19 protein-coding genes are annotated in these 22,571 nt (G+C 61.1%); 4 read left to right on the top strand and 15 right to left on the bottom strand.

Annotation, left to right across the window (positions count from 1 at the left end):
• Nucleotides 1-207: 207 nt before the first annotated feature.
• On the top strand, nucleotides 208-1,488 hold the full coding sequence (locus ATI53_RS15415; protein WP_311136005.1) for a CaiB/BaiF CoA transferase family protein: 1,281 nt from the start codon (nucleotides 208-210) through the stop codon (nucleotides 1,486-1,488).
• Nucleotides 1,489-1,736: 248 nt separating this feature from the next.
• On the opposite strand, the gene ATI53_RS15410 is transcribed toward ATI53_RS15415, so the two are convergent.
• The 3 genes from ATI53_RS15410 to ATI53_RS15400 all read right to left on the bottom strand — a co-directional run bounded on the left by ATI53_RS15410 (nucleotide 1,737) and on the right by ATI53_RS15400 (nucleotide 5,357).
• Nucleotides 1,737-2,507, bottom strand: a complete 771-nt coding sequence (locus tag ATI53_RS15410; RefSeq protein WP_009503976.1) for an SDR family NAD(P)-dependent oxidoreductase — start codon at nucleotides 2,505-2,507, stop codon at nucleotides 1,737-1,739.
• Nucleotides 2,508-2,519: 12 nt separating this feature from the next.
• Entirely contained in the window at nucleotides 2,520-4,019 is a 1,500-nt protein-coding gene (locus tag ATI53_RS15405; RefSeq protein WP_009503977.1) for an aldehyde dehydrogenase, read from the bottom strand.
• Nucleotides 4,020-4,571: 552 nt separating this feature from the next.
• Entirely contained in the window at nucleotides 4,572-5,357 is a 786-nt protein-coding gene (locus ATI53_RS15400; RefSeq protein WP_009503978.1) for an IclR family transcriptional regulator, read from the bottom strand.
• Nucleotides 5,358-6,192: 835 nt separating this feature from the next.
• Here ATI53_RS15400 and ATI53_RS15395 point away from each other — a divergent pair.
• Together ATI53_RS15395 and ATI53_RS15385 are read left to right on the top strand one after the other, a co-directional pair.
• A complete protein-coding gene (locus ATI53_RS15395) occupies nucleotides 6,193-7,359 on the top strand; it encodes an acyl-CoA dehydrogenase family protein (RefSeq protein ID WP_111550777.1) in 1,167 nt (388 codons plus the stop codon).
• 428 nt (nucleotides 7,360-7,787) lie between these two features.
• Nucleotides 7,788-9,056, top strand: coding sequence for an MFS transporter (locus ATI53_RS15385; protein WP_009503981.1), 1,269 nt, complete (start codon nucleotides 7,788-7,790; stop codon nucleotides 9,054-9,056).
• Between the two features lie 64 nt (nucleotides 9,057-9,120).
• On the opposite strand, the gene ATI53_RS15380 is transcribed toward ATI53_RS15385, so the two are convergent.
• The 9 genes from ATI53_RS15380 to ATI53_RS15340 all read right to left on the bottom strand — a co-directional run bounded on the left by ATI53_RS15380 (nucleotide 9,121) and on the right by ATI53_RS15340 (nucleotide 19,026).
• The gene (locus ATI53_RS15380) at nucleotides 9,121-10,146 is read right to left on the bottom strand and encodes a TRAP transporter substrate-binding protein (RefSeq protein WP_009503982.1); all 1,026 of its coding nucleotides are present in this window, start codon (nucleotides 10,144-10,146) and stop codon (nucleotides 9,121-9,123) included.
• 41 nt (nucleotides 10,147-10,187) lie between these two features.
• Nucleotides 10,188-11,453 (bottom strand): TRAP transporter large permease, encoded by a 1,266-nt coding sequence (locus ATI53_RS15375; protein WP_009503983.1) that lies wholly within the window; start codon nucleotides 11,451-11,453, stop codon nucleotides 10,188-10,190.
• On the bottom strand, nucleotides 11,450-11,992 hold the full coding sequence (locus ATI53_RS15370; RefSeq protein ID WP_009503984.1) for a TRAP transporter small permease: 543 nt from the start codon (nucleotides 11,990-11,992) through the stop codon (nucleotides 11,450-11,452). Before ATI53_RS15370 ends, ATI53_RS15375 begins: the two co-directional genes overlap by 4 nt.
• The gene (locus tag ATI53_RS15365) at nucleotides 11,985-13,082 is read right to left on the bottom strand and encodes a Zn-dependent alcohol dehydrogenase (protein ID WP_111550775.1); all 1,098 of its coding nucleotides are present in this window, start codon (nucleotides 13,080-13,082) and stop codon (nucleotides 11,985-11,987) included. The genes ATI53_RS15370 and ATI53_RS15365 overlap by 8 nt, the downstream gene beginning before the upstream one ends.
• 330 nt (nucleotides 13,083-13,412) lie before the next feature.
• A complete protein-coding gene (locus ATI53_RS15360; RefSeq protein WP_111550774.1) occupies nucleotides 13,413-14,846 on the bottom strand; it encodes an NAD-dependent succinate-semialdehyde dehydrogenase in 1,434 nt (477 codons plus the stop codon).
• Nucleotides 14,847-14,861: 15 nt separating this feature from the next.
• Entirely contained in the window at nucleotides 14,862-16,076 is a 1,215-nt protein-coding gene (locus tag ATI53_RS15355) for a CaiB/BaiF CoA transferase family protein (protein WP_009503987.1), read from the bottom strand.
• Nucleotides 16,073-16,867 (bottom strand): crotonase/enoyl-CoA hydratase family protein, encoded by a 795-nt coding sequence (locus ATI53_RS15350; protein WP_111550773.1) that lies wholly within the window; start codon nucleotides 16,865-16,867, stop codon nucleotides 16,073-16,075. The genes ATI53_RS15355 and ATI53_RS15350 overlap by 4 nt, the downstream gene beginning before the upstream one ends.
• Nucleotides 16,868-16,884: 17 nt before the next feature.
• Nucleotides 16,885-18,021, bottom strand: a complete 1,137-nt coding sequence (locus ATI53_RS15345) for an acyl-CoA dehydrogenase family protein (protein ID WP_111550772.1) — start codon at nucleotides 18,019-18,021, stop codon at nucleotides 16,885-16,887.
• The gene (locus tag ATI53_RS15340) at nucleotides 18,022-19,026 is read right to left on the bottom strand and encodes an acyl-CoA dehydrogenase family protein (RefSeq protein ID WP_111550771.1); all 1,005 of its coding nucleotides are present in this window, start codon (nucleotides 19,024-19,026) and stop codon (nucleotides 18,022-18,024) included.
• Nucleotides 19,027-19,526: 500 nt separating this feature from the next.
• Here ATI53_RS15340 and ATI53_RS15335 point away from each other — a divergent pair, with 500 nt between their 5' ends.
• Nucleotides 19,527-20,321: an IclR family transcriptional regulator domain-containing protein gene (locus ATI53_RS15335; protein ID WP_009503991.1), complete on the top strand. Its 795-nt coding sequence runs from the start codon at nucleotides 19,527-19,529 to the stop codon at nucleotides 20,319-20,321.
• A gap of 238 nt (nucleotides 20,322-20,559) precedes the next feature.
• On the opposite strand, the gene ATI53_RS15330 is transcribed toward ATI53_RS15335, so the two are convergent.
• Genes ATI53_RS15330 through flaF form a run of 3 tightly spaced genes read right to left on the bottom strand, consistent with a single transcriptional unit; the run spans nucleotide 20,560 to nucleotide 22,543 of the window.
• Entirely contained in the window at nucleotides 20,560-21,753 is a 1,194-nt protein-coding gene (locus ATI53_RS15330; protein ID WP_111550770.1) for a DUF1217 domain-containing protein, read from the bottom strand.
• Between the two features lie 11 nt (nucleotides 21,754-21,764).
• Nucleotides 21,765-22,169: a flagellar biosynthesis repressor FlbT gene (gene flbT / locus ATI53_RS15325; RefSeq protein WP_009503993.1), complete on the bottom strand. Its 405-nt coding sequence runs from the start codon at nucleotides 22,167-22,169 to the stop codon at nucleotides 21,765-21,767.
• On the bottom strand, nucleotides 22,166-22,543 hold the full coding sequence (flaF, locus tag ATI53_RS15320; protein ID WP_170134592.1) for a flagellar biosynthesis regulator FlaF: 378 nt from the start codon (nucleotides 22,541-22,543) through the stop codon (nucleotides 22,166-22,168). Before flaF ends, flbT begins: the two co-directional genes overlap by 4 nt.
• Nucleotides 22,544-22,571 lie beyond the last annotated feature (28 nt).

The raw sequence follows: 22,571 nt of genomic DNA, 5'->3' as shown, positions 1-22,571 counted from the left end.
GCCCGGCCTGCCCGCCATGAAGCGCCTCGGGATGGGCACCGTCAGCCCAGTATCCTGTCGGTCAGGGCGGCGCCGGACACTTGCCCATATATATGCCCATGCTGTCTTGTGAGGATCATGAACCGTCGCGGGGTCGAGGCAAACATTTGGCTTGCCTTCACCCACATCCATGCATAATTGTGTTATATCGGTCTACATACATGAACTATGACAGGAACTTTTATGGGCGCCCTATCTGGAATTCGGATCGTAGACCTGACTTCTGTCCTGATGGGACCCTACACGACACAGTTCCTTGCGGATTACGGGGCCGATGTGGTGAAGGTCGAGGCCCCCATGGGGGATCTGGTCCGCGAGATCGGACCAATGCGTTCGCCAGGCATGGGACCGCTGTTCCTGAACACAAACAGGTCCAAACGGTCGATTTCCATTGATCTCAAGACCGGCGAGGGTCGGCAGCTTTTGCTCGACATGTGCCGCGAAGCCGATGTGCTGGTCTACAACATACGCCCCGCGGCAATGGAACGGCTGGGCCTTTCTTATGAAGAGATCGCCGCGGTCAATCCCCGGATCGTCTATGCCGGCTGCTATGGCTACGGACAAGACGGCCCCTATGCCGCCAACCCCGCATACGACGATCTGATCCAGGGCGGGGCTTGCATACCCTATCTTTTCACCCTCGCGGGCAGCGACGAGCCCCGATATGTCCCCGCAGCGATCGCCGACCGAATTGTCGCCATGACGACGCTGAGCGCCATTCTCGCCGCGCTGGTTTCGTGTGGACGCACGGGCAAGGGACAGCGCGTCGATGTGCCGATGTTCGAGACCATGGCGGCCTTTATCCTCGGCGACCATTTGGGCGGGCTTACCTACGATCCGCCGCTGGACGGGGGCGGCTACGCCCGGCAACTCTCCCCCGACCGGCGCCCCTACAAGACCGCCGACGGCTATGTCTGCACGTTGATCTATACCGACGACCACTGGCGCCGTTTCCTCGCCGCGACCGGCCGGGCGGATCTGATGGACGCTGATCCGCGCTATGCCACGTTTTCGTCGCGGATGGCCAATCTCGATGTTGTCTATGGCGAGCTGTCCGATGTGATGCTGACCCGCACCTCGGCGGAATGGATGGACCTGTTCAACGAAATCGACGTCCCCATGCTGTGGATGCACGACCTCCAGAGCATCCTGAAGGACAAGCATCTCGAACAGGTCAATTTTTTCCGCCCCTTCGAGCACCCGACCGAAGGCCCGATCCTGACCATGGCGAACCCGGTCAAGATGTCAGGCACACCGATCACCGCCACACGCCCCGTGCCAAACCTGGGGGAGCATACAATCGAGTGTCTGACCGAGATGGGCCTGTCGCAAGACACGATCTCGGATCTGATCGCGCGGGGGATCGTCCGGTCGATGGCGCCGACTTCAAAGCACTCGGCTGCGACCGGGCCGGAGGGGGAAGACGTGACCACAGGGACCGCCATCTGAAAGCGGCAATCACACGGCAGGTTTACGTTATGAGGGCGCCACAGCCGGTACTGTCCTCGAACATGCGCCAGCCAAACCGTGACCGAGCACGGCAACATTTCCCTCTGCCTCATGACGCTGAACGCGACCGAACAAGACGAAGGGTTTCATATTGTCTCGGCGGGCGTCTTTTCCGGCGAAACCACCAAACCCGCCTGACGGGTCGGTCAAGAACAGCGGGCCGCTCAACGTCGCGGCCCGCTGATGTGTCAACGGCAGGTAAAGCCGCCGTCTACCGGCAATTCCACGCCGGTCACAAATGACGCGTCATCAGACGCCAGCCATAGCGCTGCATGGGCGATCTCTTCGGGCCGGACCAGACGTGCCAGCGGCACCGCCGAAACCATCATCTCGGTATTGGCCTTTGCCTCGTCGGGGTCCTCCTTGCGGCTCACGAATTTCACGCCCATCGGCGTGTCGGCAAGCCCGGGGCAGACGACATTTACCCGTACATTATCGGGGGCAAAGGTTTGCGCCAACGACTTGGCCAGACCGACAACCGCGAATTTCCCGGCGGAATACACCGGCGAGAAGCGCGATCCCACGAGACCCGAAACCGAAGCCGTAAAGACCAGCGATCCGCCGCCGCGCTTGCGCATGTGCTTTATGACCTCTCCGGCCCCCAAAGCCGCCGAATCGACATTGACCGCCATCGCCTTGCGATACGCGTCCAGATCGAGATCCTCGATCCCGGAGGGGCCGGGAATGCCCGCGTGCGCCCACATTATGTCTATTCCGCCAAGCTTTTCGGCGGCCTCGTTGACACTGCCGCGTATCATCTCTGGCTCCGTCAGATCCGCGGTGACAGTTTCGATCGGCGTTCCCTTTTCCGCCATATCTTTCGCCAGCCTGGCAAGCGCTTCGCCGTTCATGTCGATCGCGCAAACACGGGCACCTTCGCGGGCGAAAAGTTTCACGCCCTCGCTTCCCATTCCGGATGCGGCGGCGGTGATAACTGCCAGTTTACCTTCAAGTCTCATCGTTCTCTGTCCTCAGGTTGCATAAACATCGGGAAACTGGCCCGTGGTGCTGACCACGGTCGTGCGCGTTTCGAGGTAGCTGTCAAGCGCCTCCATCCCGTTTTCTCGGCCCCAGCCACTGGCCTTGAATCCACCGTAGGGGGTGGTCCATCGGATATAGCGGTAGGTATTCACCCAGACGATCCCGGCACGAATCCGCGCCGCGACCCTATGGGCCCGCCCGACATCGCGCGACCACAGCCCCGCGGTCAGCCCATATGCGGTGTCATTGGCGATATGCACGGCTTCGTCTTCACCATCGAAAGGTATCAGCGACGCCACCGGGCCGAAGATCTCTTCGCGTGCAATCGCCATCGAATTGTCCACACCCGCAAAGACGGTTGGCTGGACGAAGTAACCGTCGGCCATTGCACCCGTGTCGATCCGCTGTCCGCCCGTGACCAGGTTTGCGCCCTGTTGCTTTCCCGACTCGACATAGCGCAGCGTCTTTTCGAGCTGCTCTGGGCCGACCTGCGGCCCCATATGGGTGGCTTCATCAAGCGGCATTCCGACCCGAACCTTTCCGGCGCGTTCGGCAAACGCCTCGACGACGCGATCATAGACCGGACGTTCGACCAGGACACGGCTGCCAAGCGCGCAGCTTTGTCCGCAAACCGCCCAGGCCGATCCGGTCGCGGCGTTCAGCGCCTGATCCAGATCGGCATCTGCAAAGATGATATGGGGCGATTTCCCGCCCAGTTCGAAGGAAAACCGTTTCAGCGTGGCGGCACCCGTCCTGAGAATGCTGCGTGCGGTATTGCCCTCGCCGGTAAAGGCGATCTTGTCGACATCCGGGTGTTCTACCAGGTACTCGCCCGCACCGCCCTTGCCGTATCCCGGAACGACATTGACAACGCCCGGCGGAAAGCCGGCCTCATCGAAGATCTTTGCAAGTTCCATCGCCGTTACAGGTGTCAGCTCGGCGGGTTTCAGGACGACGGTGCATCCCGCGGCGAGCGCGGGGCCCAGTTTCCAGGCGGTGGTCAGCAACGGCGCGTTCCACGGCGTGATCGCACCCACAACCCCGACCGGAAGGCGAGAGGTAAAGATGTGCACGGACTCGTCCATCGGGATCGTCTGGCCCCAGATCTTGTCCGCCAATGAGGCAAACCACTGATACCAGTTCGCGTGCGCGGCAATGTCGCCCCGCGTCTCGCGCAGAGCCCGGCCGGAATCGCGGGATTCAAGCAGGGTCAGCTCTTCGGCACGCTCGCGGTAGATCGCCGCCACCTTGTACAGCAGCGCGGCACGTTCCTGCCCGGTAGACCGGCCCCATGCACCGTCGAACGCCGTGCGCGCCGCCGAAACCGCGCGGTCGATGTCACGCTTGCCGGCGTAGGCGACTTCGGCCCAGGGCTTTCCTGTGGAAGGATCCAGACTCGCGATCACGCCACCGTCCTCGGGCAGCACCCATTCTCCACCGATGTACAGATGCGGATATTGCACCAGATCCGTTTCAGAAGCTTTGCTCATGAGGTTCCTCCTCCCTGCGGGAATTAGGACCGGAAGCTAAGAGGTCTCTCTGGCAATGTACATATATAAAGTTATTTTATCCAAGCTTTTCACGGCCGGCCCGTCCCGCCCTTTCGGTGGCATGGATGCCGCCGCGTCCCGCCCCCGATGTGCCGGTCGGTGCTTTCTGAACAGCTCACGGAAGGGGAGAACATAGGGGTCACACCGGCGGTGGTCCGAGGCAGGCCGTCGCCCGGAGTGCATCAAGAAAGCCACGGGAACGCCGCGCGCGCGTGACTGACGGCTCGTTCCGCCTGACCGGATGCAAACGCCCGGCCATGCACCTTTCGCTGCGACCGCCGCCGCAATCCGGGCACGGGCGGCGCGGCCGCCAAGACAGCAGAGGCGAGGCTGCGGGCAGCCTCAGGCGAGCGGATCAAGAAAGAGCGATCCAGCACAGCGGTGTCGGTGACCGTTCGGCCATTGGTCCGATACTGCGCGCCGACCTCACGCTCATCCCGGCAAGGATACCGTTCCAAAAAGCTGCATATGACGTCTCTTTGGGGTGTTCGGTCAGGCCGGGCTATGCGGTGGCGTTCGCAGATTGGGGATGGTGGACGTCAGGTAATCGGCGCCGAAGCACTGCGAAACCGCTTCGTGCACCTGAGCGGCAATGCGCGGTATCTTGTCTTCGATCCGATTCAGTGGCCCCGCGACGGTAAAGGAATAGACCCTTTGGGCCACGATCAGCGGGATGGACACGCCGCCGAGATCGACGCTGTAGCTCGACGCGCTGTTGAACCAGCCGTTGTGCAGGCCCGAACGGATCCGGTCTTCTACAGCGTCGACGCTCATCGGCGATCCCGAGCCGTAGCGTTCGAATTCGACCTTGCGCAAGAATGAGGCGCGTCGGGCGGCGCTCCATTGGCTGAGGATCGACCAGCCAGAGGCGGTCGCGTGAAGTGGAATTCTCTGGCCGACTTCGGCGGCATAACGCACGCGAACCGGTGAGGACACGACTTCAAGAAACACCACGCTCGACCCCGCCTCAGCGCCGATGCACACGGTTTCGCCCGTCAGGTCCCGCAACGTGCGTCCCAGACGCACCAGATCCTCAGGCACAGGCTCAGCGGTCGAGATCTGCTCTGCAATGGCATACCAACGCGGCGTCGGATAATACCGGCCGCGTACCGAAGGTTCGTAGAGGTAACCGCGCGCGTTCAGGGTCGACAGAAGATTGTAGGCCGAAGACCGGGGCCAGCCGAAATGCTGCGAGACTTCCGCAAGGCTGGCAGAGGATCCGCGGTCGGCAAAAAATTCCAGCAGGTCCAGAACGTTTTCAACCTGTCTTACCAACATTTCAGTCTCCAGACGTATGCGAGGCAGAGGAGAGAGCTTCGCTGGATTTATCGCGGAATGTCTAAGTATAGTGGTAAATGCGCGATGCCAATAGTCGCCTGCGCCGTTGGCGACACCCTTTTCTTGTAATGTTGCGTAGCTTTAGACCCTTTTCCGCGCTGGACGCCCGTGAATGGCACAGGCCGGTCAAGGGCATGCATGTCCACAGGCAGGAACAAGAAGTCCATCCATGGACAGAGCATTCGATGCAAGTTGGCCACGGTCAAGGCATTTTGCGCTGAGGAATTGATCCGCCAAGCGGTGCCATTGGTTCAGCGTCTGGGCGCCCCGCGTGATGCATGGTCAAATATCAAGACAAATGGTGCATCTGAATGTTGCAGCCTGATAATTTTCGCCTCCCAGAAGCCATTATCGCCAATTGCACATATACAAGCATATTCTGTATCTATATCTGCATAACCTCCAGCACGCCGCAACTGCACATGATAGAGGTGATATCGTCATGGTCGAACCTGTAAAGCCCGGCGCCTCGGGGGACGAACCTGCCGCCGCGGTTCGGAACAAGACAATCGCCCGGAGGCGGGCGTGCGGGTTGATTGCTACGACCAGGAAACCAAAAGGTCAGCGGCCGTGATCCCGTCGGGTTCCTCCGGGGGTTTCAGTGCCGGGACGGGTGCAATCGAACTTTGGGAATCGCCTTGGGTCAGCGCCTTTCGGGCCAACCGCGTTGCGGTTCATCTGAATTGGGCGCCCAACTGCGCAGACGCCAGAGCCGCGTAAACACAGGCGCTCCCCTGACGATCATACGGTGGGAACACCCGAGAAAGGAAACGGAATGAACTTTGAACTGAGCAGCGAGCAGGAAGCAATTCGTGACGCGATTGCACGCATCTGCGCAGATTTCGACGATGCCTATTGGCTGAAGAAAGACCGCGAAGGCGGTTTTCCCCAGGATTTCTACGACGCGCTCGCCAAATCAGGCTGGTTGGGCATTTGCACCGCCGAAAAACAGGGCGGTGCCGGGCTGGGTATCACCGAAGCGGCGATCATGATGCGCACCATCGCTGAATCCGGTGCGGGCATGTCGGGCGCTTCCGCGGTCCATATCAACATCTTCGGGCTGAAGCCGGTCGACATCTTCGGAACCGATGAACAAAAGGAACGCATGATGCGGCCGATGGCCGAGGGTCGTGAAAAGGCGTGTTTCGCGGTCACCGAACCCAACACCGGGCTGAACACCACCCAGTTGAAGCTGCGGGCGGAAAAGCGCGGCAATACCTATCACGTCACCGGCCAGAAGGTCTGGATCTCGACGGCCCAGGTCGCGGACCGCGTGCTGCTTCTGGCCCGCACCACCCCGCTGGAAGAGGTCAAGAAGCCCACACATGGGCTTTCGCTGTTCTATACAACCTTTGATCGCGACCGCATTCGTGTCCGCGAAATCGACAAGATGGGCCGCAAATGCGTCGATTCGAACGAACTGTTCTTCGAAGACTTCCAGATCCCCGAAGAGGATCTGATCGGCGAAGAGGGCGAAGGGTTCGGATACATCCTGCAAGGAATGAACCCCGAACGCATCCTGATCGCGGCCGAGGCGGTGGGGCTGGGCATATGCGCGCTCAGGAAAGCCACGCAATACGCGCAGGAACGGGTCGTGTTCAACCGGCAGATTGGCCAGAATCAGGCGATCCAGCACCCTCTGGCAAAGAACTGGTGCGCGCTGGAAGCTGCCTGGCTCATGATTATGAAAGCGGCTACACTCTATGACTCGGGCAAGCCTTGCGGCGCCGAAGCGAATGCCGCGAAATACCTTGCGGGCGAGGCAGGTTTTGACGCTTGCCAACAATCCGTCATGACGCATGGCGGGTTCGGCTATGCCAAGGAATACCATGTGGAGCGCTACCTGCGCGAGGTCATGGTTCCCCGGATCGCCCCGATCAGCCCGCAACTTGTGCTCTCCTATATCGCCGAGCGCGTTCTTGACCTGCCAAAGTCATACTGATCCATGCAGTCGATTTGCGCGGAGGGCGTATCGTTTGCGTCAGTCCTGCGCCCCAGCGACCGGATCGCTGCGGGCCGGGGCGCGCCAGAGCCGCGCACACTGCTGCGTCGCCAGATGGACGAGGCGCGGGCCGGGCTGCGGCCTGGGGCGGTGCTCTTTGCGGGGCCCGTCCACTTGGGCAGCGTCATTGATGACCTGCCCGCCCGCCCGCACATCGAAAGCTATGGCGGGGACACGCGGGGCAACCACGCTGAGATCGGCGGGCACCTGAAGCCCGCGCCCGTCCCCCGGCCTATGCGGTCGCAGGCGCGCGGTTCTGCGGGCGGAAGGCTGGCGGGGTCGGGCATTCATCCCGAACGGGGCGCCACGTTGCAGGACGCCGGTGCCATGACCAAAGACCGCGGGACCCCACATATGAACGGAATTAAATGACTGACCTCAACGCGCGCCGCGTCTCGGCCGCCATCATCCCCGCTGTGGTGGTGCTTCTGGGATTTTCAGGCAACTTTGTAGCCCGAGGCGTCGTCGACAGCTTCCTGGTATTCATGCAACCCGTCGAGGCCGAGTTCGGCTGGCACCACGGCGCGCTGACGCAGGTCTATTCGGTCTACCTGATCACGCTTGGCCTGATGTCGCCGCTTACCGGCATGATCATCGACCACTGGGGCCCGAAGGTGACCTATATCGCCGGAGCGATCTGTATCGCCACGGCCATGTTCATCGCCGGGCGCGCCACCGAGATCTGGCAGCTTCATATCTCGGTTGGCGTGCTTTGCGGCGCAGGATCCTCGGCGATGGGGATGGTGCCGGCGGCGGCGTTGATCGGTCGCTGGTTCGACCGCAACATGAGCCTTGCCATTGCCATCGCCTATGCCGGCGTCGGAACCGGAATGCTTGCCATCGTGCCGCTGACGCAGGCCAGTATTGATCATTTCGGCTGGCGCGAAACGTACACGATCCTCTTTTGGTGCGTCGCGGCTCTGCTGCCTGTCTTGCTGCTGCTGCCCTGGCGCATCATCGCCGGCGGTGCCCAGGGCAATCCGCGCGCGCGGATGAAGCCGGCGAACGGCACATCGCCCGATCCGGAGTGGACCGTTCGAAACGCTGTCGGAACGCTGGAATTCTGGCTACTGGTGCAGGCGTTTTTCTTTACCGCAATGGCCGCCTATCTCACGACAGTGCAGACCATCGCTTTTCTGATCGACCGTGGCTATCCGGCGCTGGACGCCGCTTTCGCCTTCGGGGTTGCAGGGATGCTGTCGATTTTTGGGGTGCTTCTGTCCGGCTGGGCCAGTCAGAAATTCGGCATCCGGCGCAGCGCGCTGGTTTCCTATGCCGGGACGCTGATCGGCATTGTGGCGCTGTTTGCCTTTTCGATCTGGCCCCACGGTGTTCTGGTTCTGATCTTTGTGCTGGGCTTTGGCGCAAGTCAAGGCGCACGCGGGCCGGTGATTTCGTCGCTCAACGCCCGCATCTTTGCGCAGGGCCGCGTCGGTTCGATCTACGGGCTGATCTTCATGCTGATGTCCTTTGGTGCAGCCACCGGGTCCTGGCTTTCGGGCCGGCTCTATGCGTGGACCAACGACTATTCCGCCGCCTTCGTCGTGGCCGCGTTCGCCATTCTTCTGGCAGGCGCGCCATTTGTCTTTACCCGGCGGCTCACCCACGCGACAGAGATGCCACCACCCCTAATCTGAACGCACAAACAGAAACGCCACCGGGGAACCCGGTGGCGTTTTTTTTGTTCGCGAGCAAAGGGTCTTATTCCGACCGAAGCGCGATGGCCTCTTCCAGCATGATGCGGGCGTCCTCGCCGTTTTCCTCGACGAACGCATCCCAGACCGGCTTGGCCTTGGCCTGCCAGGCAGGTGTGTCCTCGTCGCTGAGGATCACAACCGTCGCGCCCTCGTCTTCAAGTGCCTTGAGGCCCTTGGCGGTTCGCTCCTCCACGATCGCGAGGGCCCGCGCGCCAAGCTCTTTGCCGGTGTCCAGCATGACCTGCTGCTGATCCTCAGTCAGGGCCTCGAATTCCGCCAGCGACATGATGATCGGTGTCAGGCCTACCCAGGCGAAAGGCGCAATCGTCAGCCCCTTGACCGGAAGCTTGTTGTCATAGGCATAAAGCGGCGGAAGAATCCCGCCGTCCACCACGCCCTGCGACAGCGCGGGCACAAGCTCGGCCCCGGCGATGGCGATCGGGGAATAGCCATATGCCTCGCCCGCGAGCTGGCCGATCCGGCCACCCGCGATCCTGATCTTGAGACCTTTCAGATCGTCCATGGTCTCGATTGCGTTCGAGTCCGTCAGATAGAACGAGCTGGGATAGTCGGTGGGCGCGATCGAGATCAGCTTGAAGCCGCGCTTTTCCATCGCCTTGGCAAGGATCCCGCCGCCCTTTTCGCTTTCAAAAAATTTCCGGCCAAGGCTGGTGTCATCCACCTTGATGTCGAAAAGGAAGGGCAAATCGAAGATTCCCCAAAGCGGTTCGACGCTCGCCACCACCGGAGCGATGGAATAGGTCATGCTCACCTGTCCCGACAGGATTGCCGGAAGCTCCTGGTTGATCGGCATGATCTGCGCGGAGGGAAAGATGCGGAAGGTTACTTCCCCATCGGTTTTCTCGCTCACCTGTTCGGTGAACCACAATACGTTCTTGTGGTGCTGCGACGCCGTTGGGTAGGCGTGCACGAACCGCAGTTCGGCGGCCTGTGCCGTCGTGGCCATTCCGGCCATCAGACATCCCGCGGCCAACAGGTGGGCCGTCTTCTTGCTGAATCGTTTGAACATGGTTTCTCTCTCCCTTGGTCGATCTGGTTTTGGTTCTGTTTCTACTCTGCGATGGTGGACAGCCAAGGCAGCCACCACAGCAGCGCGAGTGCCAAGAGCAGCGCGGCGAAATAGGGCATGGCCCCGCGTATCACCTTGCTGATTGGAACATTGAAGTAACCGCTGAGTGCGAAGAGGCTCATTCCCACCGGCGGTGTGACCTGCGCGATCATCATGCAGGTGATTGTGAGCACGGCAAAATGCGTTGTGGAATAGCCGATGGCCTGCACCACCGGAAAAACGATCGGAATTGTGATGTAGAGGATCGGCACCGGATCCAGGACCGTACCGAGCACAATGAAGATCAGCAGGATCAGCGCCATTGTCACATGCTCGTTGACCGGCAGCGACGTCATGAAGACCGTAAAGGTCTGCGGAATGTTGGCGAATGTCAGCGAGTTGGCGAAAACTGTCGCACCACCCAGGATCACGAATATGATCGTGGTGGTGACCACCGCTGCCTCGGCGCTGCGGATGAGGCGGCGCACGGTGAAGTTCTTGCGCTCGAAAATGGCACTCATCAGCAGAACATAGGCGACGGCCACAGCGGCTGCCTCGGTAGGGGTGAAGATCCCCGCATAGATCCCGCCAAGGACAATCGCGGGCATGGCGAGCGCGGGCAGAGCCGCGGTGAAGCTCTGCCAGATGTCGGCGCCGCTTGCCCGTTTGGGAAGCTCCCGGTCGCCAAACCAACTGAGACCGACCGCCGTAAACACAAGCATGACGGTTATGACCAGCCCCGGCACCATACCGGCGAGGAACAGCCGCGATACATCCATCTGCGCAATGGCGGCAAAGAGGATCATGTAGATGCTGGGCGGGATCATCTGGCCCAGCGTGCCCGACACGGCGATCACGCCCAGCGCGTCCTGGCGATCATAACCGGCGCGTATCATATAGGGCAGCAGCATCGACCCCACCGCCACGACTGTCGCGGTCGAAGAGCCGGAAAGCGCGCCGAAGATGGCACAGGTCACGACCCCTGTGGCCGGAAGACCGCCGCGCAGATGACCCAGCAGATTTTCGATGAAGCGGAACAGCCGGCCGGCAAGGCCCATGTCCGTCATCAGGTTGCCCGCCAAAAGGAAGAACGGCACAGCAAGGAGCAGCCAACTGTCGATTGCAATAAAAAGCTGCGAGACCGCCGCCTGCACCGGCATGCCGAGGCCGAACACCAGAATGATTCCACCCGAGGTCAGCATCGCTGCCCAGATCGGCGCGCCAATGATCATCAGAATGAAGAAAGACGCGATGCCCAGCAAAGTCATTCAGACACCTCGTTTGCATTCAGCGGCGCGCCCGCGATGCGGTAGATCATGCGAAACACCGTGTAGAGCAGCGCAAGCGCGATTCCGACGGGCAAGGCCGCAGACGGAATCCATGCCTTCAACTCGCCTGACATCGTGTCCAGGTTCATGGCGTACAGCCCGGCCTCCCAACCCCATGCCGCACGCAGCAGGACCGCCAGAAGCAGGGCAAGAAGTACGGTCATGACGAGATCGAAGTAGCGGTGAAACCATGCTGGCATGAGGTCAGTCACGATTGTCATGGCCAGGTGCGCGTTGCGGGTGATCAGCGGTCCGAAATACAGCAGAACCGCATAGACTATCGAGAAGCGACATAGCTCCTCAACGATGCCATAGGACGACCCGAAGAGATAGCGCAGTACGACGCTGATAAAGGCCAACGAGGCGCTGATCCACATGAGCGTGACGGCGATGCCCTTCAAGACCGTGTTCAGGGTGGCTTCGATCCGTCGTACAACGCCGACGAAACCGGCCTCCTCGCGAAGGCTCAGATCATTCATAACGGATCAGCCCGCGTGCAAGACGTCCCTCGTGCAGATCGTGAAACGCCTCGTTGATCTGGTCCAGCCGATAGGTTTGGCTGATCAACTCGTCCAGATGCAATCGCTTGGAACTGTAGAGGTCTATCAGACGCTCTATATCTAGTCCCGGACGTGCGCCGCCATACATTGATCCGGTCAGCGTCTTCTCGGTAAAAGGCAGGGACAGCGCCTCAATCTCGCAGCAGTTTCCTGCCTCTGCAACACCGACCACAATAGCCTTGCCGGCTGACCGGATGGCGTCATAGCACTGCTGGATCGTCACTTTGTTTCCGATCGCCTCGAAGGCGAAATCGACGCCACGCCCCTGTGTCAGTTCCTTTGCCTTCGCGACCGGATCCTCGCTGCGCGCGTCCACCAGATGCGTGGCACCGAAAGACCGCGCCAGTTTGAGCTTTTCCGGGCTCATGTCAGACACGATGATGATCGACGCCCCGGCGATGGCCGCCGCCTGAACGACGTTCAGTCCCACCCCGCCCGAACCTATGACAAGCACGGAATCCCCCGGTGACACCGATGCCGCGTTGAACACCGCGCCCGTGCCGGTCAGCACGGCGCATCCGATCAGTGCCGCCACGTCCATCGCCATGTCGTCAGGGATCTTGGTGGCGCAACGCGCGGGCAGCACCGCCTCTTCCGCGAAGGACGAGACGGTCATATGGTGAAGCACCTCATCGCCCTTGCGCAGACGGGTCGTCCCGTCGGGCATGGTGCCGTTCCGCAGCATCCCGATCCCCACCTCACAGAGGTTTGGGTGCCCCGAGCGGCAGAAATAGCATTGTCCGCAATCGTAGATGAACGACAGCACGACGCGGTCGCCGATGTCGAAGCCGGTAACGCCCGGCCCCAGTTCCTCGACATAGGCAGAGGCCTCGTGGCCCAGAACGATCGGCAGAGCAGACGCGCGCGCGCCTTCAATGCGGGTCATGTCGCTGTGGCAGACACCGCTGGCGGCAAAGCGCACGCGGATCTCGCCGGATTGCGGCGGTAGCAGGTCAATATTCTCGATGCTCAACGGCGCGCGGTAAGCGCGCAAAACGGCGGCTTTCATGGACAATCTCCTCCCCAGGCTCTCGTTTGTTCACAACTCTTACATATTTCGTCAACATTTTGGACATACGGTACATCAGCATAGACCATAATCAAGGTAAAACTCCGCCATACCCAAGGATTTCAGGCCGACCTCGTGACGATCCAACAGCGGTTGCCAGCACCCGTTTCGGCACCCTCGATCCGGTCGAGCCTGATGGGCTGGCCAGGCCATTTCCGGCCAGGTCGCCCAGGGTGCGGCGCACCGTCTCATTCAGCCGGGCGACGCGGGAAAGAGCGATGTTCCGTTTCACGCCCGCAGTATCGCCCGCGACAGGCCTGAAGTCATCGCTCATGACTGGTTCAGCGCGGTGACAAGGAACGGTGTAAGATAGGCATGGATCCCTTCGATGCCCCCTTCCGATCCCAATCCGCTGTCGAGAACACCGCCAAACGGTGTCTCTGGCATCGCCATGGCGAAATGATTGATGCCCAGCATCCCTGCCTTGATGGTGGAGGCGATGCGATGCCGCGTGCCTGAATCGCCCGTAAACGCATAGGAGGCGAGCCCGACCGGTATCCGGTTTGCCTCGGCCAACGCGGCGTCGAGATCGTCGACCTTTGTCACCAGGGCCAGCGGACCAAATGGCTCTTCGGTCATGGCGCGCATCTCTGTCGTCATATCCGCCAGAACAGTGGGGGCAAAAAACCAGCCTCGATTGCCGATTCGCCCGCCGCCCGCGACGACCCGCGCGCCCTTGTCGATCGCATCGCCAGCAAGCTCTTGAATTTTGGCGAATTGTGTCGCGGTTGCCAGCGGCCCCATTGTGGTGGCCGGATCCGTTCCGTTGCCCACAGTGATCTTTTCCGCGGCCGAGGCCATGCCAGAAACGAAATCGTCGTAAAGCGGCGCCTCGACCAGAAAGCGCGTGGGCGAAACACAGACCTGCCCGGCGTTGCGGAATTTCCATTCCGCGGCAAGCGGCACCACCTTGGACAGATCGGCGTCGCGCGCGACGATGACCGGCGCGTGACCGCCCAGTTCCATGGTGACCTTCTTGAGTTCCTGGCCCGCTGCCGCGCCCAGCAGCCGACCAACGCGGGTCGATCCGGTAAGGGATATCTTGCGAATCTCGGCGGCCTTGACGAGCGTGTCGGAAATCTCGGCCGGGTCGCCCCAGAGCAGCGCAAGCGCCTTGGGCGGCAACCCGGCGTCCAGCAGGGCGCGCACGATGCGCCAGCCGGTGATCGGGGTTTCCTCGGCCGGTTTGAAAACCACCGAACAGCCCGCAGCCAGCGCCGGGGCGATTTTTTGTATCGGCGTCCACGCAGGAAAGTTCCACGGGGTAAAGGCCGCAACCGGCCCCACGGGTCGCTGATGGACAGCCCATGTCATATCCGGCGAACGCGACGGGATCAGGCGGCCATAGGTGCGGCGGCCCTCTTCGGCGAACCAGTCCAGACAATCAGCCGAACCCATCCATTCCCCACGGGCCTGCACCAGCGGCTTGCCCTGTTCGCGCGTCATATCGGCGGCGGCTTCGTCGGCCTGATCGCGCATGATCGCGGCGGCGGCGCGCAGGATCTTTCCCCGCTCGAACGGAGAAACGACGGACCATTCGGCAAACCCTTCGGCGGCCAGTCGCGCGGCCTCTTCCGCCTCCGCGCGGCCTGCCTTGGGAAGCAGGCAGATTTCCATTTCGGTCGCCGGATCGATCAATGGCAAGGTGCCCAAAGATCCCGTGCTGCGGGCCTCTCCGTTCAGGATCAGAGTGGGTTGGGTCATAGCGTTCTCCTTTGGTTACTTGGCCGCGGGCAGATGTACTGCCCCCGCCTTGGCAAGGCGCCGCATCTCGGCGTCGCTCAGCCCCATGCCCTGCAATACCTCTACGCCGTCGGCACCAAGCGCGGGGGGCGCGCGCCGGATTGTGGCGGGCGCCTTTGACAGGACCGGGGGAAAGCGGATCTGGGGCGTTTCCGCTCCCCCCATCGCGACCGGCGCGACCATGCCGCGCGCCTGTACCTGCGGGTCGGCGAACACCTCGTTCACGCGATTGATCGGCCCGCCGGGCACGCCTTCGGCCTCCATCGCGGCAAGCAGGTCCGCACTGGTCCGGGCGGCGATTTCGCGTTCAAGCTCCGGCTCCAGCGTCGCGCGGTTGCGATTGCGGCATTCGTTGGTCAGGTAATCGGGGTTGGCCCCGAGGTCCTCGCGACCCAGAACCCGGCACAGCGCGGCGAATTGCCCGTCATTGCCCACGGCAACGATGAGGTGGCCGTCGGACGCCGCGAACGTTCGGTACGGCACGACATTCGGATGAGCGTTGCCCATCGGGCTGGGCGTGACGCCGCCGATCAACCAGTTCATGCCCTGATTGGCCAATATGGCGACCGAGGTGTCCAGCAGCGCGCAGTCGATATGCTGGCCCTCACCCGTCTGATCGCGATGGCGCAGCGCGGCCTGAATCGCGATGGTCGCGTAGAGCCCGGTAAACAGGTCGATCACCGGGACACCGACCTTGACAGGTGCCGCGGCGGTTTCGCCTGTGACGCTCATCAGCCCGCCCATCCCCTGGATGAGAAAGTCGTAGCCGCCGCGCTGCGCGTAGGGCCCGGTCTGCCCGAATCCGGTGACGGAGCAATAGACCAGCCGCGGGTTGACCGCGCGCAGACTGTCGTAATCAAGCCCATAGCGCGCCAGTCCGCCGGTCTTGAAATTCTCGACCAGCACATCGGACTCGGCGGCGAGCTGCCGCACAAGCGCCGCGCCTTCGGGGTTGGATATGTCGATGGCGATCGACTGCTTGTTGCGGTTGCAGACCAGGTAATAGGCCGAAAAGCTCTGCCCCTCGATTTCGGTCGAAGGGGGCCCCCAGCCGCGCGTGTCGTCGCCCTTTCCGGGACGTTCGACCTTGATGACCTCTGCTCCCAGATCGCCCAGGATTTGCGTGGCCCATGGCCCGGCCAGCACCCGCGACAGATCGAGCACGCGAATTCCATCCAGCGCCCCGGTCATGACTTCGACGCCTCCAGCCGCGCGCGCATCGACGCGAGCGATGACGCGTAATCCTCGGTTTCATGCGCAAGAGCCTGCATCGCCGAAGACAATTCCAGCGTAACCGAGAGATCCCGGTTGTACGCCTGCCGCAGCAGACGGCGGGTCATGCGTACCGCATGGCGCGGATTGGCCGCGATCCGCCCGGCAAGGGCGCGGGCCGCGTCCATCAGTTGCTCATCCGGCACGACCTGGCTGACCAGCCCGTAGTCCCGGGCGGTTTCGGCGTCGATCATGTCGCCGGTCAGGGCCATTTCCGAAGCGCGGGCAAAGCCCACCACGCGCGGCAGCAGCCAGGCACCGCCGTCGCCCGGAACGATGCCGATGCGCACGAAACTTTCGGCAAACCTGGCGGAAGCCCCGGCGATGCGCAGATCGCACATCAGCGCCAGATCACAGCCCGCGCCGACCGCTGGGCCGTTGACGGCTGCAACGATCGGCAGATCACAATCCTCGAAGGCCAGCGGCAGACGCTGGATTCCCGCGCGATAGTTGCGGCGCGTGATCGCCGGCACCGCGTCCACCAGCCCTTGCCCCGGCGACATCGACTTGATGTTGCCGCCCGACGAAAAGGCCGGACCGGCCCCGGTCAGCACGATCACCCGCGCTTCCGGGTCGGCCTGCGTTTTGGTGAGTGCCGCGAGGATTGCCTCGATCATCGGCAGGTCGGAAATCGCGTTGCGCGTATCCGGCGCGTTGAGCGTCATCGTCACGATACCTGCATCGTCGCGTTCTGTGGTTACGAGTGTCATGTTCTCTGTTCTTTCTTTCACCGCAGACCAAGGCCGCGGGCAATGATGCCGCGCAGGATCTCGCGGGTTCCTCCTCGAAGTGAAAAGCTGGGAGCGGCCAGCAGGATGCGTTGAAACACCGCCGCATATTCCGCGTCTGCCGCGTCGTCGCGCAGCACACGGCGGGCAATTTCCGGCACGTCCTGTTCAAACAATGCACCCAGATCCTTGACGATGGCGGCGGCGAGAACCGGTTGTTCCCCGCGCGCCAGCCGTCCGGCGACCGATAGCGACATCTGGCGCAGCACCATCAGCCGGGCGATCATGCGACCCAGGTCGGTGGTTTCGCCGCCTGCCGATGCGCGTTTGAGGCAGCGCAGCAAGTCCTCCACCAGCACGTAGGACGACAGGAACCGATCAGGACCGCTGCGTTCGAAAGCCAGTTCCGACATGACCTGCGCCCAGCCGCCGCCTTCTTCGCCAAGCAGCGCATCGGGCGGCAGGACGACATTGTCGAACGAGACCTCGTTGAAATGATGTTCACCGGCAATATCGAGAACCGGACTGACGGTGATGCCGGGCAGGCTCATGTCCACCAGAACCTGGCTGAACCCGCCATGCCGGTCCTCGGATTTACCGGTGCGGCAGAAGACGATCATGTAGTGCGCCTTGTGGCCGTAGGTCGTCCACAGCTTGGTGCCGTTCAGGACAAAGCCATCGGCTGTTCTTTCGGCTTTGGTCCGAACCGAGGCGAGGTCCGATCCGCTGCTGGCCTCGCTCATGCCGATGCCGAAAAAGCAGGTACCCGCGGCGATGCGCGGCAGAATGGTCCGGCGCTGGTCTTCGGTGCCGTGGCGCAGAATAAGCGGTGCGCTCTGGCGATCCGCGATCCAGTGGGCCGCGACAGGCGCCCCCGCCGCGAGCAGTTCCTCGACAACGATGTGTCGGTCCACCGCATCGCGGCCGTGACCGCCATAAGCCTTGGGCAAGGTCATGCCCAGCCAACCGCGCTTGCCCAGCTCCGCGCTGAAGTCCGCGTCGAATCCGACCCAGCTGCGGGCGCGTTCACGGGCTGGAAGATCAACAAGCGCATCGGACAGAAACGCCCGCACCTCGGCCCTCAGCGCGACCTGTGCGGTGCTCGTCGTCTCAAGCGGAAAAGTCGGAAGTGTCATCTACGTCGCCTCCCTCAGATCGCAGGCGGTCAGCGCAGGCCACAATTGCCCGCCGCTCTGCAGCGACTCTGCCCAGTCTGCCAAATGCCTGGCCCATTGCGCCTCGCTGCCGTCTTCGTCGCGCCAGGACCACAGACGGCAGGTCAGCCGATGCAGCGGATACTCCTCGCTGAACCCGATGGCGCCGTGAACCTGATGCGCGATCGACGAAACCGTCGTTGCGGCCTCTGCCGCGCGCACCTTGGCCGCCGCCGCCGTCAGCACGAAAGGGTCCGCCTGTGCCAGGGCCGTATCGAACGCTGCCACGGCCATGTCGGCGGCGACTGTGGCCGCACAGCCCTGTGTCGCAAGAACGGCCAACTGGTGCTGGATTGCTTGAAGCCTGGACAGCGGCCGACCGAATTGTTCGCGCTCGTTGCAGTAGCTCATGCACATGGCCGCGACAGCATCTGTCGCGCCCGCGATCTGAACCGCCCTCAGCATCGCCAACGTGGCGCGCAAAACGACCGGTGCGCATGCGATGTGGGCGTCCGGCTGCGCCGGCGCGGCCAGGGTCAGAACATCGCGCGCCTCGCCCGCGTAATTGCGTGCGGTTCGCCAGTCGTCACCGCGAGGGTGCAGGACGAACACCGCCAGCCCCGCTTCTGTTTCGCGAAGCAGTACAACCGTCTTCAGGAAACGACCGTACGGAACCGCCGCCTTGCCCTCCCAGGCAAGCGCCGCCGGTCCCTCGGCCGGATCCAGACCGGCCTCGCCCAGCGCCCAGTTCGCCACCAGCGTTTCACCCAACGGCAAGGCCACCCCATGAGCGGCCGCTACCCGCACCGGCGCAAAGGCCTCGCGGGCGCAAAAGCCGTACCCGCCCCGATCCTCGCTCAGCAGCGCCAACGGGAAGCCCGCCTCTTCAACCGCCGCCCAGAGCGCGGGGTCGAAATCCTTGCCGCCCCGGTCGGAGAAGAGCTTTTCCGCCGACTCGATGACCATGGAATAGGTGGAATCATCCATACCGCGCCCTCAGCCCTGTTTCAGACATGTGTGCCCCCGTTTCCTCTTGCCACATCATTTCACTCTGCAAAATACCACTTCATTTTGTGCTACCACATGCAATCCAGGATGCAACCCATTCAGTGCGCCGTGCGCCAGATTGGCAAACCGGCTCATCACAGGGGCGCAAGTCGACGCCGTACTTTCGCTGGATACACCCAAGTTCCGGCATGCGGTTGCGGCGCTGGCCAGAGCACTCGGGAGAGGAGGATCAGTTGCGTACGCGCATCCACGATCACGCAGGTTCACCAACGGCTGAACGCACCACTCCGCATTTTCAGCGGAATTGTCTTTGATCGCATGGCTGTCGTGCCGGGGTCGCGTCCCCTCGCGTTTGACGGTGTGATCTGTTGTTTGATGCTGGTAACGTTCACCATTCAGATGCCAAACAGCACTTTTGGGACTGTTCACGACCTGCACAGGTGCCGGTCAGGAAAACGACAGCGAAGGGGATAGCCGAGATGGCCTACAAACCAGTGATCGCAGCCCTGCGGGTGCTCGACGTTCTGGCTGCGGTCAGCAAGACAAACGGAGATGCCACCGTGGGCAAAATTCACAGGCTGACCGCGCTGGACAAGGCCACCATCGTGCGGATGCTGCACACGCTGAACCATGCCGGATATGTCGTCCGCGACACCAAAAGCCAGACCTACCGCGTGACCGGCAAGACCTTGCAACTCAGCGTCGGCTACAACCGGCATCAAACCATCGGTGCGATCGTGTCGGAGGATCTGGCACAGTTTCGTCAAAGCATCGGCTGGCCCTCGGATGTGTCGATCTTCGACGAAGAGGCAATGCTGGTCATCGAGACATCCCGCGAGACCGAACCGATGCGGTTTTTCCGCAAGCCCGGATACCGAGCACCGATGCTCTATACCAGCCTTGGCCGGGCCTACCTTGCCTTTTGCCCGGACGCGGAACGGCAGGCTTTCCTACAGCGCGCGCGGGAGAATCCGGCCCCGGAATTTGCCCTCTCGCGTGCGCCGGATGCGCTGAAGGAACTGCTCGAAACGGTACGGGCGCAGGGCTATGCGACCATGGATGAAAGCTATTCGCGCGAATACTATGAGTCCCAGTTCTTCAGTATCGGTGTTCCGATCCGCAGCCGATCACGGGTGTATGGTGCCATGAACATCATCTATCTGCGCCACACCATGAGCCCCGAAGAGGCGCGGGATCAGTTTCTTGGCGCATTGACCGATGTCGCCGACCGGTTGGCCGTGAAGCTCGAAGCGCATTCGGGCGACATCAGCTGACAGGGCGTGGGAAAAGCCGGCGGCCCATGATTTTCCCACGCCACCGGCACCATCGTGACGTTTGCGCCGGGTGTTTGAATAGCCTGCGCACTCAAAGAAATCAGGTGTTTGATCCCACAGTTTGGCGCTGTGATCCTTTGGCGGGATTGGGGGAAAGCCTTATGGGACAAGTTCGTCACAGGGGTGCCACAACCACGCTCGCAGACAGAGCAGCAACACCGATCGTAAGCCCGATGGATCAGTTATCGTACCTGATTGTGCTTAGTAGGGTCATGGCAATGTGTTGCGATCCAAATGCGCTTCCCTGCGCCAACTGGTCCTGCAGCAGGTAGCCGTGTATAATTTTGTTCATGGAGTTTTCGTTTTCAAGGTCACTGAACGTCGAAATGCCGAAGCGTTGATCGGCCTTCTCTTTGATTATTTCGAGCTGTTTGTCTATGTCTATCTGGCTGAATCCAGATGGAAGCCCGAGCGCCGTTTCAAAAACCTCCCTCATGACCGTGCTGCCAAGGACGCTATACCATTTGGCATTCTCGCTGATGCCGCTTGAGGAAAGATCAGGTATGGATTTCTGAAACTGCAATGCTGCCCCGATTGAGCTATCCACCTCATCTACAGCCGATTTGAACTGCTGCCACTTATACTCATTAACAATATTTTCGGCGAAGTTCTCAGTTTCAAGAACTGTCTTCGTCTCAACATCGTAGAATGCAAAAGTCTCGGCAAGGGCGACCATGTTTGGGTCGCCCAGCACCGTAGACAGAGCTCCGGTTTTAGCCGGATTTTCTGACAGAACTCGTTTCAATAGAGTTGTGCTGTTGGCACGATCTTCAAGATCGAACGCCTTGAGCACAACTGATTTCAGATCATAATTATCAAGTAAGTCCTCTACCGATTTGACGGTTGCGATATTGGTCAAAAAATGGTCGCGCTGTTCTGAAATATTACTCTCGACTTGCAATCGAAAAAGCACCGATGAGACGGGGTCATTGGCGTATTCAGGCGACGCAAGCGTTTCTTCAAGCTCAACCATCATCCGCTCTTCATACGCAGCGAAAATTGGATCGCCAAACCCAGCCTCTTCGGTTTTGTAGTTCGTAATTTCCTGGAAATCGAAAGCTTGAGCGAGAGTAATGTATCGGCTATCGCCAAGTTTGTTTGCGATGGAATTGTTGTCGTCAGCGCCTTCTTCGATGATACGCTGGATAAGATACTTGCTGTCGATCTCATCCGACATGCCAAAGGCTGCCAACGCAACGCTGAGAAGACGGCGGTCATCTACCAACTCCTCTGCGGAGGATATAGTTCCAATTTTCTCCTTAAAGTAGGTCGTTTCCCTCGCGATCTCAGCGCTCTGATCAAAGGTCGAACGCTGAGATTGCATAGTGGACTGCAGCATTTGCCAGCCAACCAGGCCAGCGCCGGCGATCATTGGGGAAAAAGTCATTGCCTTGTCGCGGCGAGAAGCCGATCCTCTCGCGGGATAAGCGCGCGGAGCGCTTTGAGACACTGATAGAACTGTTCTTCGAGCAATGCATCCGTGGCGGTTGTCAGCAGCTTACGGCTATCCGGATCCGTCAGGATGCGGCTCAATTCTTCAATGCTTCGCAGAAGCTGGTTCTTGGCCCTAGGCGCTTCGGCGTCGCCGGTCAGCACGAGCTGAACCGTATAACAAAGGCGCCTTACAGGAGTACGCGCCTCATCAGGATGAATCGCATCCCGCAACCGAAGTATGTTGGCATTGGGAGTGACGATCGACAATCGACTGCGACGGTCTCCGTTTTCGATGACCGCGCCGTTGATAAGCACTCGTTCGCGGGGGCCGAGTTTTAGAACAAGACCGCTCATTTCTTCGCTCCTCTGCCACTGAGGCCGCGCATGATGGCAGCGTTGATTTCAAGCAGGGGTGCGATCCTTGCCTTTTTGGCAAGCACTTTACCTGTGTGAACCTGGGTAAATTCCGCAAGGTAAAAGATCTGGGCGCGAAGTTCGGAAGGAAGCTTGTTCTCGGCGTCGACAACATCGACAGCCAAAGCGGTCCAGAGTTTCCTATTCTCATGAAGAGCTTCGACGAGCCGGGGAAAGGCTCTTGGCCCGGCTTCGGCTGCCGCCTTGATACGGTGTGTCACGCGTGCGAACAGTTCGTATTCGATCGAGCGATCGGTGCGTGTGCTTAGGGCATTCTCTGCGTAGGCGCGTTGCGCCATTGTCTGGGCGTTCACGGCAGAACCTTCTGACTCTGTTTCTATG

Source organism: Salipiger aestuarii (assembly GCF_003259905.1).
Classification (GTDB): Bacteria; Pseudomonadota; Alphaproteobacteria; order Rhodobacterales; family Rhodobacteraceae; genus Salipiger; species Salipiger aestuarii.
The sequence above is the reverse complement of the archived record's forward strand: the minus strand, read 5'-3'. Positions and strand labels throughout refer to the sequence as shown.

Excerpts from the sequence above, each read along its gene's own strand:
- ATI53_RS15360 (WP_111550774.1), bottom strand. The coding sequence starts at position 14,846 with ATGACCCAACCCACTCTGATCCTGAACGGAGAGGCCCGCAGCACGGGA.
- ATI53_RS15370 (WP_009503984.1), bottom strand. The coding sequence starts at position 11,992 with ATGAATGATCTGAGCCTTCGCGAGGAGGCCGGTTTCGTCGGCGTTGTA.
- ATI53_RS15380 (WP_009503982.1), bottom strand. The coding sequence starts at position 10,146 with ATGTTCAAACGATTCAGCAAGAAGACGGCCCACCTGTTGGCCGCGGGA.
- ATI53_RS15365 (WP_111550775.1), bottom strand. The coding sequence starts at position 13,082 with ATGAAAGCCGCCGTTTTGCGCGCTTACCGCGCGCCGTTGAGCATCGAG.
- ATI53_RS15345 (WP_111550772.1), bottom strand. The coding sequence starts at position 18,021 with ATGACACTTCCGACTTTTCCGCTTGAGACGACGAGCACCGCACAGGTC.
- ATI53_RS15395 (WP_111550777.1), top strand. The coding sequence starts at position 6,193 with ATGAACTTTGAACTGAGCAGCGAGCAGGAAGCAATTCGTGACGCGATT.
- ATI53_RS15340 (WP_111550771.1), bottom strand. The coding sequence starts at position 19,026 with ATGGATGATTCCACCTATTCCATGGTCATCGAGTCGGCGGAAAAGCTC.
- ATI53_RS15405 (WP_009503977.1), bottom strand. The coding sequence starts at position 4,019 with ATGAGCAAAGCTTCTGAAACGGATCTGGTGCAATATCCGCATCTGTAC.
- ATI53_RS15330 (WP_111550770.1), bottom strand. The coding sequence starts at position 21,753 with ATGATCGCCGGCGCTGGCCTGGTTGGCTGGCAAATGCTGCAGTCCACT.
- ATI53_RS15375 (WP_009503983.1), bottom strand. The coding sequence starts at position 11,453 with ATGACTTTGCTGGGCATCGCGTCTTTCTTCATTCTGATGATCATTGGC.
- ATI53_RS15415 (WP_311136005.1), top strand. The coding sequence starts at position 208 with ATGACAGGAACTTTTATGGGCGCCCTATCTGGAATTCGGATCGTAGAC.
- flbT (WP_009503993.1), bottom strand. The coding sequence starts at position 22,169 with ATGAGCGGTCTTGTTCTAAAACTCGGCCCCCGCGAACGAGTGCTTATC.
- ATI53_RS15350 (WP_111550773.1), bottom strand. The coding sequence starts at position 16,867 with ATGACACTCGTAACCACAGAACGCGACGATGCAGGTATCGTGACGATG.
- ATI53_RS15410 (WP_009503976.1), bottom strand. The coding sequence starts at position 2,507 with ATGAGACTTGAAGGTAAACTGGCAGTTATCACCGCCGCCGCATCCGGA.
- ATI53_RS15355 (WP_009503987.1), bottom strand. The coding sequence starts at position 16,076 with ATGACCGGGGCGCTGGATGGAATTCGCGTGCTCGATCTGTCGCGGGTG.
- ATI53_RS15335 (WP_009503991.1), top strand. The coding sequence starts at position 19,527 with ATGGCCTACAAACCAGTGATCGCAGCCCTGCGGGTGCTCGACGTTCTG.
- ATI53_RS15385 (WP_009503981.1), top strand. The coding sequence starts at position 7,788 with ATGACTGACCTCAACGCGCGCCGCGTCTCGGCCGCCATCATCCCCGCT.
- ATI53_RS15400 (WP_009503978.1), bottom strand. The coding sequence starts at position 5,357 with ATGTTGGTAAGACAGGTTGAAAACGTTCTGGACCTGCTGGAATTTTTT.